Genomic DNA, 13,000 nt, shown 5'->3' with positions numbered 1-13,000 from the left:
ATTTAGAACTCACATATATCTTTTACTTCATCACATAAAGACATTCAAATCCATGCTTTCGCAAAATACGAACAGCCTTTTTGGATTGAAGCATACCAGGTGACATTATAATTACGTTATCTTCTCGAAGAAGGTATTTTTCCCATGTGAAAGCAAGGCGTCCCAATGAGATGTTAATCGTATCCGGAGTAGGATTAGCCATATAATCCGTCGCATCTCGAATATCAATCACTTTATACTGCCGAAAATCACGCTCTTGTCTGAGGAATACTTGATAATCTATATATTCAAGATTGCGTACTGGCCAAAATTGACGTACAACGATGAAGATACCTAATATGAAGGTCAAAAGCATCAACATAATCATTGTATAGCCCTCTCTTAACTCATCAGATATCGTCGAAAATTTTGTTTTGGATCAAAGCCCACTCAATGCCTCAGATATTGTATCCTCACCAGCGATTAGATCAAATGAACGCTTGTAGGTATTCTTCTCACTCAAACTGGCCAAAATCACATGAGCTACATCTTCACGAGCAATGTTACCAGTTGTAATATTCTCAGCAGCAGTAACTCTACCTGTTCCCGGTTCATTCATTAGAATCCCTGGACGTATAATGGTATATGTTAATCCACTGATCTCTAGCAATCTATCAGCATAGTGTTTCGCTGCATAATATGGAAGGATGTTATCATGCCAGTTCTCACGATTATTGGCTTGGATCGCACTCACCATGATAAATCGATCAATACCCGCTTTTTGAGCCGCTTCAATGGTTTTCCCGGCACCATCCAGATCAATCAGGAGTGTTTTATCATATCCCGTTGTACCGCCAGAACCAGCTGCAAATACAATGGCATCACAACCCGTTACTGCAGCTACAAGTGAGTCAACCGTACCTTCCAAGTCGGCAAGCACCGTTTCCACACCCTGTGCTGCAAATGAATCTACCTGTTCTTGTTTTCGTACCATGGCAAGAACGATGTGTTCTTCACTATTCTTCAAAAGATGAATAAGCTGTTGACCAATCTGTCCATTTGATCCTACAACGAAGACCTTCATGTTCAATACCTCCTTTATACAAAATCACCGCACCCATATTAAATTCATGCGCATGCATTTAATTTAACGGATATATTAATGAGTGTCAAGTCTTCTTATAGGGTAAATGACTACATTACCCTATATTTCCCCTAGCCTTAGAACAATTCTTTAGTGAGGTTCTCTAATCGAGTCTCAAATCCATCCTGTTCCAATTCAGTTTGCAAGACCTGATTAAACGTTTGAAGTGCTCTCTTGTATTTATTCTCTCCAAGCTCAGTAATACGAGTGTAAATGCCACGTCGGTCATCTTCACATGCATGTCTTTCCAGAGCCCCACAGTCTTTGGCTTCCATCCTAACGACGAGCCTGGAAGTAGCACTTTGGCTCAAGCCTACTAGTTCTTGAAGTTGCTGTAGGCGTAATTCCTTACCCTCCGCATTATATATGAAGTTTAACACATAAAATTCCTTCAAAGATAAGTCATATTGTTGAAGCAGAGCTTGTTCCAGCTTCTCGTTCAGATGGGTATGAATGTTAGAGAAAGCCAACCAAACATTCAAACGTTCACTCTTTTGCTGCAATCTAGATCACCCCACTTGATATTTAATTTTCATCAGCTGTTATCCTATTGTATCAAGCTTAATTACATTGGTCAAAACCCATCCAAGTTCGACGTATATAACATCCTAAGCTCATAAGAAGAGCATTTCCCCGTCTTGTACCGACGTTTAGAAATGCTCCAGTATTACCATTTATGCAGTCTAATCTTACTTCGCGGTAAGCAGGCTATCGGAAATAAATCGAAGCTGACCTTCCAACGTTAACGGATCGTTGTACGAGTCTGAAGTCGGATCAAGCTGGAACACATGATTTGCCTTCACCGCAGGCAAGTTCTTCCACAATGTATTATCATATACGATCTTGGGATCGGTTGTATCTCCCGACCACGGGCTGGTGAAGATGATATCCCCCGCATACTCCGGTAATAGTTCCATGGAGATTGAAGCCCATCCAGTTCCGCTGTCAATCGCTTCAGCTTGGGCCTTGGCTGGTGCCTTGAGATCAAACTCCCCGTAAATAATTTCACCACCTCGACCATAGTTATGACCAAATACAAATAATCCTTTGGCGTATGGATTCAGTATGGAAACGGTACGATCGCCTACAGCTTCCTGAACCTTGGGCTTCAGTTCGTTGATCTTCGCTTCCCATTTAGCATTCCAAGCTTTCGCTGCGTCTTCTCTATTGGTGAGCTTACCCATTTCAAGCATTAGATCCTTGAAATTGCGCTTACCATATGCAATCTGTACAACAGGCGCAATCTGCTCCAGCTTGTCGATGCCCTCTGTTCCAGTGTACACGATAAATAAGTCAGGTTTTAAACTGATTAGTTTCTCTGGTGTAGGCTCTTGACCCAGATCACTGGTGCCCGCTGCTGCAAGTTGATCCTTGATATATTTGTTGTTCATCGCTCCTGATAAAGCGCCGACTACCGGTGCATCCAAGGCAACAAAGTAGCCTGTCGAAAATGATGTCAAATCAATAATGCGCTTAGGATTCTTCGGTACCTGTACTTCACCTGCATCCGATTGATATGTAACAAGTTCCTCTTCGGCAGTTGCCGTTGATTCAGCGGAAGAAGCTGAATCCGAGTCCGTCTTGGTTTCTGTCTCCGTAGCCGCATTCGTGCTGTCCCCGTTTGTACTATTGGTCGTCGCAGACTGACCACATGCACTAAGTACAATCAGCAAGATAAGTGCCATCATGATCCATATTGATTTTATCTGTTTACGCAAAATAAACCCACCTTTTCGTTGATATTGATAATCGTTATCAACGATATCATGCTATGCAGGATTTGACAAGCTATGTTTACTGCACCCCCTCTATGAACTCTAACTTGCAAGTCACCAAGTTAAACAGCTATCATCAATAGAGTAAACCATTCACTTTTTTTAAAAAAGTGAGTTTTGAAAAGCCAATGAAACGTAATCAAGGAGGACAACATGGAAGAGATTATATTGTGGTTAAAGTATTTGTTTTTAGGTATTGTTCAAGGTGCGACGGAGCCAATCCCCGTCTCCTCAAGCGGTCATCTGATCATCGCCCAGAAACTTATGGGCATCAAGCAGAATGGATTGTCATTTGAGATTTTAACAAACACGGCATCACTTATCGCTATTATTTTTATTTTCCGGGAAGATATCAAAAAGTTGATTATTGGTGCATTAGGTTACCTGCGTACTCGTAAAGAAGAATATCGAGCAGACTTCATGTTTTGCTTATACATAATTATTGGTACGATCCCTGCTGCTGTCGTTGCAGTCCTGTTCAAGGACCGGATTGAAGAAATCTTCTCATCCGTATATACCGTTTCCATCGCGCTATTAATCACCGGGGTTGCCTTGTGGCTTATTCGTAATCTTCGTGGTCGCAAGCAAGACGGTGATCTGTCTACGAAAGATGCATTGTTGGTAGGTCTGGCTCAGGCGGTCGCTCTTATTCCGGGCATTAGCCGCTCAGGGGCAACTGTAATTGCGTCCATCGCTGTTGGCATGAAACAGGAAACGGCTTTGAAGTTCTCCTTTATGCTGTACATTCCCATAAGCATTGGTGGACTCATTATGGGTGTATCCGACATCGCCAATGATCCGAATCGATCACAACTGGCTATCCCTTATCTAATCGCATTCATCACGACACTCTTTGTCACGTATTTCTCCATGAGATGGTTTATGGGCATTATGGCCAAAGGCAATCTGAAATACTTTTCGTATTACTGTTTTGCTGCAGGAACATTGTTACTGATCTTCTTATAAAAAATAGTCCACACACCAAAAGGAACAACCAGCGATGGTTGTTCCTTTGTTGTATAGTGGCAGAACCTTAATGACCTATAGCAAGAGCTAGACGGTCAGGCGCGTAGCCTTGTTGCTTCTGTTAACCAGCTCTGTAGCCGCGAACATAACACTGAACAGAATCAGCAGGATCAGGGGTACCATTGACATTCCCCATTGGCTGGCTATAAGTCCCATACCTAACGGGATGAGTGTTGAACCTGTATAGGCACTGGCCATTTCAAGTCCAATTACACTTGGGGATGCCTTCTCACCGAAGCGTTCCGGTGTCGCAAAACTCGATCTTGTTGATCGGGATACTTATTCGTAACAATCACTTCACTTTCTAAAACATTCTTAAACAAACACCCGAACGATGTTATGTCATTTGTAGGTGATAATAGTAATTTTGTATACTCCTTCGCATGCATCATTACTCATCGAAGATCCATAAATTTCCTTAAGAACCTTACGGTCAAATCTAACATCTCTACCCTTACCCAGCTGTAATCAAATCAACGTAAAATTTTAAGTAAGCATAGTCATTCACCAAAGCATCTAACAACATGTGTTATATCATAACGTCAGCTATAATTAAGCTTTCATAGCCTGTAAAACAGAAATATCTATAGTTCATTCTATGATATAAGAATAAATGTTTTTTTAATTGTATTCTTTCTATGAGCATGACTTAACTTAGGAACAGATGGTAAACTAGACTAGTACTATATTCAGATTTACAGGAGGGTTATGTGTGAACGATATATACACTGAAATTGAAAAATGGCTAAGCAAACGACCTCTTTGGCTTCAAGATGCAGCATCTCGGCTTTTAAAAAATGATCTACTGTCCGATGAAGATGTTAGTGAGTTAATACTTTTGTGTAAAGCAGAAGGCGGGATTACAGAGTCAAATAAGGAATTCCAGACCATCGAAGCAGGTGATTTTTCTTCAAAAGACTCGAAATCTCACTACCGGATCGATGAAATACATAGTGTTAAAGGAATAAATGCTCTAAGTCCAAGAAAACCATTAAGTTTCGTTGGCAATTTAACTGTGGTATACGGCCAGAACGGTTCAGGGAAATCAAGCTATGTGCGCTTACTAAAGCATATGGCTGGAGCTAAGAAATCTGGAACATTAATGGGCAACGTGTTTAATCAAGAACCTCAACCTCAAGAATGTACTATTAGCATTACAACTAGTGAACAAACAGACCACACTACTTGGACACCTACAATGGGAACATTGAAAGAATTAAGCACCCTACAGTTATATGATACAGATTGTGCGAATCTATATGTAAACGAGGAAAAAGAAGTTGCTTATGAGCCCTGGTTACTTCAGTTTTTCAGCAAATTATCAAATACATGCACACAAGTTGGACAAGCGATCAAGAACGAAATGGATACCATTCAACTAAAACAGTTTAATCCTCCTGGTGAAAGTACAACAACACAATCAGTCTTATGGCTAAATAGTATTAATCATTCGACATCCTGCGAAGAGATAAATAATCATTGTTTATGGACTGAGTCTGACGAAGATGTACTCAGAAACTTCAAGCAACAAATTTCTGAGGTGAATCCAAATGAAAAAATGGAATATTTCAGGAAAACTGTAAGTAATATTTCGCAATTAAAAGACCTTCTCTCAGGTGTATTTAACTCTCTAAGCGATAATATATGTGAAGAAATTTTAATTGCTAAGTCAGACATTAAAATGAAAAAACAGGCTGCAGAAAAAGATGCACAAAAAGTTTTTGACGGACTGCCCCTTGAAGGAGTAGGTACTGAAAGTTGGAAACTATTATGGGAAAGAGCACGACAATACTCAGAACAGCACGCATATTCAAATGAGAAGTTTCCTTTTACTTCGTCGGATTCACATTGTGTTCTTTGCCAACAACCATTATCACAAGATACACAAGATAGATTAAGTAATTTTGAATCTTATGTAAAATCTACTCTTAACAGAGAAGTTCAACTTGCAGAGGAAAAACTATCCGGTTTACTTAAAACAGTCAAACAAAGTCCTGATGGATCAAAATTAGACTTATATTTTAATTCCATTGGAGTCACATCTGAAGACGAAAAAGACAATATAACGGAATTTTGTAACACTTTACAGGAAAGATATATGAGCCTTTCAACGGCAGAGCTAATGAGTGAGCTTGTTACTTTACCATTAAATGATGTATTAGTTACTTTAAACGAAGCTGCCGTAGCTAACCAAGAACAAGCTTCTGTCTATCAAGAACTATCTAGGAATACTGATAGGGAAGATTTAAAAAACAGGATTTTAGAGTTAGAGGCCCGTAAGTGGTTACACCACAACAAAAATGATATCTCAGATAAAGTTAAGGACCTTCAACGAATAAATAAATTTAAGTCCTCACTGAATTTGACTAATACTCAACAAATAACTACAAAAAAGTCTTCGTTGTCTGACGAACTCATAACAACAGAATATATAAAGAGGTTCCAGAATGAACTGAAGGATCTCGGTGGATCAAAAATTAAAGTTGAGCTTGTTAAAACTAAATCACAAAAAGGCCGTATTTACCATCAAGTCAAATTATTAAACTGTCCAACAAAAGTTCGCACCTCCGAAGTCTTGAGTGAAGGTGAGTTCCGTATAGTTTCCCTTGCAGGATTCCTAGCAGACGTTGATACTGGTTTGGATAAAACTCCCTTTATTTTTGATGATCCTATTTCATCTTTAGATCAATTCTTTGAAGAAAACACCGTTAAAAGACTTGTAAAACTAAGTTTAACTAGGCAAGTTATTGTCTTCACTCACAGGATATCATTTTTAACTCTACTTAATGATGCTGCAAAAGAACTGGGAGTGAAATGTAATGAAACTTGGTTGAAGTCTGAGCCTTGGGGTGCTGGAGAGCCTGGTCAGTTGCCATTATATTCTCAGAAACCTTTACCTGCATTAAACTCACTATTAAATGATAGAGTAACTCGTGCAGAAAAAGTACTTAATGAACTAGGAAGAACAGAATATGATCTACTGGCTAAAGGAATATGCAGTGATTTTAGGATATTAATTGAGCGCTTTATTGAATCAGAATTGCTCTCAGAGGTCGTTCTGCGATTCAGACGTTCTGTGACGACAATGAATAGAATTCAAAAATTGGCCCTTATTACTCCAAATGATTGTAAAATATTTGAAGATTATATGACGAAGTACTCGACATACGAACATTCTCAACCTCATGAAACACCAGTGGAGTTACCTGAACCAGATGAATTGAAAGCGGATATGCAGAAAGTGATAAGTTGGTCCAAAGAATTTAGAAGTCGTGCCATTTGATTATTTGAGTCTTCATAACAAAAAGGAAGTTAAGTATTTCTTAACTTCCTTTTTGTTGATCAATAGTAGTATAAATTGCTATCAAGTTCGCGTTTTGTTAGCTATAACAGAATTGAATACGATGAGTCGCTATAACAAATCACAAAATCTATTTTTATTGCCGCATCACCAACATTGAAGTAAATTAACTTAATGTTGTGCGCACATTTTTTATAAGCTCTATATACAATCGCCCTCTGAATTTTATATTCAGATTAGGGTCATAAATTTTAACCAGATATAATAAGCTGCAGTTAACTGGAACGATCTCTCACGTTAATCCTTTGCTCTTCTTTGGCTTCACTGGGCGAATGATATCAGGCGTTATAACCAATGGTAGGGTAGTACTTTGGTTCTTCGTAACGTGGGAGAGGCCTCCTCTGGACTATCTCCAAATTGACCTCTATGTAATTTCCAACAAACTACATAGATATTTCTAAATTATCCTTTTTCCTTCTCTTTTAGCAATCAATTACCTATCCACCTGAACCATAAATTGTTTTCCTGAAACCTCTGGGACCAATCTTCATAAGGTTCACCAGACTGAGGCATAAAAGTCGGCAATACTACTTGATACAAATATAGAACCACACTAAACATAATAAATAATCTTACGATTACTACTAAGAGTACTGCTGATCTAGTCAGTTTTCCCCTCACAAGTCATTCCCCTTTAACCGGATCCACAGAGACTAGTGCGTATTTCAATCACTATTTTCCTTGTCAAAGCCAGTACTATCAGCCAACAGCGGTTCTTTTAGGTACTTGACCATAACAAGTCGTAAATAATCTCTTTTATCTACAATTCCTAAATCCGAGAGCTCCTTATGCAATTTACACAAGACATTATATAAGGATAAGTAAAAGCCTCTTAAATCTAGAGTACTCAGTTCATACTTCTCATTGTCATGAACAATTTTATTGCGTTTATGATATATATCATTTAAGGCCTTAATGTCTTCTTCAGAAAATTGGGAACCAGTTAATAATCTGATTTTTTTCGAGAATTTATCTGGACCACCTTGTACGCACAAATCAGCGGCCTTTTTTGAGAGCTCATAAACGTATGCTTCTTTAGATTCTGATGCAAGAAATCCATTTAGTGAGAATCCTAATTTATCTTTGAACTCTTTGTAATCTTTAGAATTCGCCAATATCTTCACTAGTTCTGGTTTACTCACGAAAATTGATAAAAAGAATTTTTCAACTATAGCGTCTATAAGAGACCAACAATAGACAACCATCTGATTCCCTAAAAGATCAAGAGCTTGCCGAAAAGTTGCCTTCCGAATCATTATATCTCCCTCAACATAATCGCTAGTAACAGACTGAGACCATGGTTCATTGGCAAGTTTCGCTCTTATTGCATCTTCATCACTTACAAAATCTTCAAGTAAATCGTATTGGCTGGTTAGTATGATAATTTCATCAATATACCTATCAAAATCAAAATATTTTTCAGTCATGGTGTACTCCATATCATAAGATTTATTATTGACTTCAGATCCTATAGTTCCCTTTAAATTAGATACTGGAAGACAAGCGCAAATACCAATCGCTACATTATATCTGAGTGATTAACAGCGTATCCTTATCATTGTGCGAACAACATTATGTATCCGCAGTCATGACAAGCATGGATTTTTACAGATCATTACAAATAATTTGTATTTCAAGCTATCCTTCTCTCTAACACATACTCATAATTCACTCATAATCCACTTCAATGTCATTTACATAATCAGACATTTCGTCGGATAGTTTCTCAGCTTTTTCCTGATATTGATTTGAAAGTTTCTGATTCGATGCCAACAAGGAATTGACGCTGTTTATTTCACCTTGTAACTTGTTTGCAATTTCTGAAACTTCTTTTTCGGAATATTGAGGTTGCGGTACTCCAGTTGAATTTTGAAGCGAAACTCGCTCCAACAAACTCCAATTACTATCTACCTCAGCCTTAGCATCCTTTAGATCCGATATATAACTAGAAATTCTCCATTCAATATCCTGGAACTGATACGTATCATCACTAATTGAATATTCGTTGTCACCTATGATATACAGGATATCTTGTACGACATAGTATTGATCGCTGTTGAATGGTTTTACTTTTGCAGCCGATAATAGCTTTTGTTTGTTGCTGTTCATTTGCTTCCAATGAGTTTCATATGATTCAATAACTGTTGTAAATTGAGAAGCGAAATTCTCACGTTGGTTGAGCTTTTCTTTAGCAGATTCAATTGAATTCTGGAGGGACCGATTCGCTTGCGATACTGCATTTTGTTCTTTCTCTATTTTCTTTTTGTCTGTGGTCTCCTGTCTCTGATGAGCTTCTATTTCAGCTTGTTGATCATTCGATTCTTTCACCTCATCAGTAAGTGATTGCACGGCAAAGTTGAACTCTTGAACGCTACTTTCTTTGAAAATAAGTTTACTTAGAATACCATCATTATTGGGAAAATAGAGGATTAACTCATCATTGTCAATCGTCCCATTAATCGTTTTTCCGTCAAGTGCATTAAAGAACCCTCCAGAAAAATTCAGACTTACAGAACCTTGACTCATCACACCAGTAAAGGGGAATGAATCTGTTTTGATGGAGTTCCGATTTCCTGATTGAACGCTTCTTGAAAACTGCATACTTCCATTGAGCTGATCCTTCTGGTCAGTCCAATTGACGAAAATTTGTTCTCTTTGTTGTGAATTACTATGTAGAAATCCCCTCATGGAGTTATCAGTTTCTGTAGATACGGCTGTTTCAGATTGCTGTAATGAGTGGCTATCTTGATTAGTTATATGAGGTTGCACCTCTACTTCTTTCGAATGGCAGCTTGTTAGCAAAACTAAAGCAGAGGCTAGAACTATGGCAACGGAAGTTTTTCTCATGGATATCTCCTTATATCATCGTTGATAGTTATGAAATGAATCCATATCAGTGATTATATCTACTGCTGCTGGTGAATGTGACTCACACACCTTATATTGATTATATTTCATCAATTTTACTCACTTATACAAGATGAATGCCTTTAAAACACTTTAAGCTCTTCTCCACACTTAGCCCTGACAAAGCAATCCAGAACTTACGAACTGGATTACTATTAATAGCCAGTTCAAATTCAGAAACGTGTTTATCTGTCTTTCCTATTTCCCTCAGCTACCCAAGAAGTGCCTAGTTCGGCTCTTCTAATTTTTGAATTATACCTTCTTCAGGAAGTATATTAGACTTTTTGCTATTGCACGTTTGATGAACAAACACAAGATTCCAAACATCGTCTGAATACAAATAAGACCAGGAAATAACATGGTCGAAGCAGGTGTTTCATTCTCAATTTTCTCACGGCATATAAAAAATCGTTTTTCAGTATTTTCAACCTCAAGGTACGCCGCAAACTTACCGAGTGGTTTTCGACGCACTTGCTCTTCATCCATTATTCGCACTTTTTTAGATAGTCTTGGTGAGTGGTTGAAGTTTTCCAACATCTGTGTCCAGCGATAATTGATTGCATCAATTACAACCAGACGATTACTTTTCAATGCAAGCAAATCAACCGTTCAAATAAATAATTGATCTGATTTTTGTTCGTACTAGTAAACGTCATCCATTACTTTACCTTCAACACGTAAAAAGCGATGACTCTCATCCGCTTTCAGTACTCTAACTGTTGCAGCTACTGCTACTTCGTACTCCAGATTACACACCATTTCAATATTAGACCTAAACCACTTCACGGGTTTATCAAGCCTACCCGGGTTTGCTATACAGATTTAAGTTGTTTGACAATGGAAACCATAACTGGTGGTTTAACAGGGTTTGAACTTTGCTTAAGATCGAAAAAGATAGTTTGTTCAAAATAGTAGCGAAGAACCTTAGTTGCAATATCCTTCAGTTGAATCTCAACAAGCGGAGGATTATTGGTGTTACTCAAATTTTCTTGCTCTACTGCTATTTCAGTAACGGCCTTCGCCTATGCCATCTTATATGTGTTATCAAATGAGCAATTTCGAATGATATGTAGCCATTTCTCCAGGAAGTTCATTCATGCACTCCGATCTAGTTTGTTGTTAATTGAACATGATACTTGCTACTGTGATTGATTTCTCCTTAAAAACTCCACCTTTTCTAGAACACTAATCAAAGATGAGATCTAATTTACTCTCCACCCGCCATGGTGCGTAATTTCAGAATAGGAGTGCATGCCGCTATATCAAGAAACTCACGCTTAATCCTATTTCACCCATTGTTTTTATTTTTTGAACCCATTGATTTACCGCATCTTTAGTGCAAAAATCGTCCCATTCTTCTCTGGTTGGATGCGGATGTTGCTGCCACCAATCAACAAACAGTGGTTTTGGTCCGTTCAAAGCTTCATGTAAAATTAGTTCACTTTGAAAACTCGTTTCCTCAAGCAAGGAGGGTAAACTTGCATAAATGCTTCTGACATTTCCCATCCAAGTATTTTGAGAAATGATAATAACGAAGCATCGTAAAGAACACGGTTTTGTGGCAATAATAGAGCTATAAATTTACGCATCACTTGACGTGCTTCTTTCGAGTTAGCTATAAGTCTCAACTCTTCTTAGGGCAAATTAGGTGTCTCCAAACGCTTTAGCTGCCACACACGATCAGGCACACGATACATTGCCTTACCTATATAGTACAACTGGGTCTTTTGAATCTGTTGACCAAGAACAGAGGTCTCTAAGAGCTTTACCGAAATTCACATTTTCTGATTCTAGGACAGCTGTACGCAAGTAAAAGTTGATTCCTTTTAAAAAATTAAACGGTGCCCCCTCCACTCGCCCCTTAAAGTTCTTAAGCAACTCAAAAGTTGATTTCTGATCTACAGAGAACATGCCTTTAAGCAGCGCACTAGTCACACGCACCGTTAGATCCGGTTCATCTGTAACAATCATCTCCAATCCAGTTATTACCGTTGGATGAGCGTTATAGCTAGAAGATTCTTGCTTGAGGAAAACATTGAGTCTCATCTAGATAATATTGGATCGGGAATTGAATAGAGCCATGAGATACCAATTCGCGAAGAGACATATCCGTAGAAACCGATTTTTCCAAGGTTAGCCACCTGCCATTTTGTAATATTGTACTAAAATATGGAGTATTACTGCAAGAAAACGAATTTCACCTGATATATATTGTAACTTGTGTGCTTTGAAGAATAAAACAATCCCAAGCATATAGAGACTGCAAAAGAGAGGCGTTGTTATGGAAAAGATAAATGGCAGGACGCATACTATAAGCATTGGTGATTGGAAAATATCCATGTTCATTCTATTTGCTCTACAAGTTATATCATTCTCTTCATGGACTTCAAGAACCCCAGAATTTAGAGATATTTTGCAAGCGTCTACTTCGGTCATGGGATGGATCATATTGGGAATCGCTTTAGGTTCTATAATAGGTTTATTATCGGCAAGTCTCATTATTAAGCGCTAAGAGGGAGAAAAACAATTTTCATTAGTGTTCTTGTGATATGCCTAGGATTACTCATTTCCGGGCTAAGTACCCTCTTAGCTATTAAATTACTGGTCTTTTTTGGACTAGTAGTTTTTGGGGTTGGTTTGGGAACCATTAAATCTTCTTACACATTCAGATTTCTTTTCTTATTTGGATTATATGCATATTTTTTTCCATTTTAACTCTTTGGTATTACTTCAAATTTACCTGAAGCTACCGGAAAAATAAAAGATGACCAGTTAGAATCCTCATCACAATCTAAATTCAATTTATTT

At 38.1% G+C, this 13,000-nt stretch carries 12 protein-coding genes; 2 read left to right on the top strand and 10 right to left on the bottom strand.

The window, feature by feature from the left end; all coding sequences use genetic code 11:
* Positions 1-22: 22 nt before the first annotated feature.
* From CXK86_RS11370 to CXK86_RS11355, 4 genes are all read right to left on the bottom strand, one after another.
* Positions 23-367: a rhodanese-like domain-containing protein gene (locus CXK86_RS11370; RefSeq protein ID WP_017688554.1), complete on the bottom strand. Its 345-nt coding sequence runs from the start codon at positions 365-367 to the stop codon at positions 23-25.
* 51 nt (positions 368-418) lie between these two features.
* Positions 419-1,063, bottom strand: a complete 645-nt coding sequence (locus CXK86_RS11365) for an SDR family oxidoreductase (RefSeq protein ID WP_047842902.1) — start codon at positions 1,061-1,063, stop codon at positions 419-421.
* Positions 1,064-1,200: 137 nt separating this feature from the next.
* Positions 1,201-1,626 (bottom strand): MarR family winged helix-turn-helix transcriptional regulator, encoded by a 426-nt coding sequence (locus CXK86_RS11360; RefSeq protein ID WP_036608058.1) that lies wholly within the window; start codon positions 1,624-1,626, stop codon positions 1,201-1,203.
* A gap of 186 nt (positions 1,627-1,812) precedes the next feature.
* The gene (locus tag CXK86_RS11355; protein WP_101313716.1) at positions 1,813-2,841 is read right to left on the bottom strand and encodes an ABC transporter substrate-binding protein; all 1,029 of its coding nucleotides are present in this window, start codon (positions 2,839-2,841) and stop codon (positions 1,813-1,815) included.
* Between the two features lie 210 nt (positions 2,842-3,051).
* On the opposite strand from CXK86_RS11355, the gene CXK86_RS11350 reads away from it, so the two are divergent.
* Positions 3,052-3,864, top strand: a complete 813-nt coding sequence (locus tag CXK86_RS11350) for an undecaprenyl-diphosphate phosphatase (RefSeq protein ID WP_036608062.1) — start codon at positions 3,052-3,054, stop codon at positions 3,862-3,864.
* Between the two features lie 87 nt (positions 3,865-3,951).
* On the opposite strand, the gene CXK86_RS32035 is transcribed toward CXK86_RS11350, so the two are convergent.
* Positions 3,952-4,122: a hypothetical protein gene (locus CXK86_RS32035; RefSeq protein WP_180361749.1), complete on the bottom strand. Its 171-nt coding sequence runs from the start codon at positions 4,120-4,122 to the stop codon at positions 3,952-3,954.
* Positions 4,123-4,636: 514 nt separating this feature from the next.
* Here CXK86_RS32035 and CXK86_RS11345 point away from each other — a divergent pair.
* Complete coding sequence (locus CXK86_RS11345) at positions 4,637-7,207, top strand: AAA family ATPase (RefSeq protein ID WP_101313715.1); 2,571 nt, start codon at positions 4,637-4,639, stop codon at positions 7,205-7,207.
* Positions 7,208-7,950: 743 nt separating this feature from the next.
* Here CXK86_RS11345 and CXK86_RS11340 read toward each other — a convergent pair.
* From CXK86_RS11340 to CXK86_RS32650, 5 genes are all read right to left on the bottom strand, one after another.
* Positions 7,951-8,712, bottom strand: coding sequence for a phospholipase D-like domain-containing protein (locus CXK86_RS11340; RefSeq protein WP_101313714.1), 762 nt, complete (start codon positions 8,710-8,712; stop codon positions 7,951-7,953).
* A gap of 241 nt (positions 8,713-8,953) precedes the next feature.
* Positions 8,954-10,132 (bottom strand): hypothetical protein, encoded by a 1,179-nt coding sequence (locus CXK86_RS11335; RefSeq protein WP_101313713.1) that lies wholly within the window; start codon positions 10,130-10,132, stop codon positions 8,954-8,956.
* A 286-nt stretch (positions 10,133-10,418) separates the two neighbouring features.
* Positions 10,419-10,532, bottom strand: a complete 114-nt coding sequence (locus CXK86_RS32655) for an HNH endonuclease domain-containing protein (RefSeq protein WP_257467809.1) — start codon at positions 10,530-10,532, stop codon at positions 10,419-10,421.
* Between the two features lie 917 nt (positions 10,533-11,449).
* Positions 11,450-11,659, bottom strand: coding sequence for a hypothetical protein (locus CXK86_RS32030; RefSeq protein WP_180361748.1), 210 nt, complete (start codon positions 11,657-11,659; stop codon positions 11,450-11,452).
* 666 nt (positions 11,660-12,325) lie between these two features.
* Positions 12,326-12,691 (bottom strand): hypothetical protein, encoded by a 366-nt coding sequence (locus tag CXK86_RS32650; protein WP_257467808.1) that lies wholly within the window; start codon positions 12,689-12,691, stop codon positions 12,326-12,328.
* Positions 12,692-13,000 lie beyond the last annotated feature (309 nt).

This window comes from Paenibacillus sp. BGI2013 (genome assembly GCF_002843485.1).
GTDB lineage: Bacteria > Bacillota > Bacilli > Paenibacillales > Paenibacillaceae > Paenibacillus > Paenibacillus amylolyticus.
This window is presented reverse-complemented; position numbering and strand designations above follow the sequence as displayed.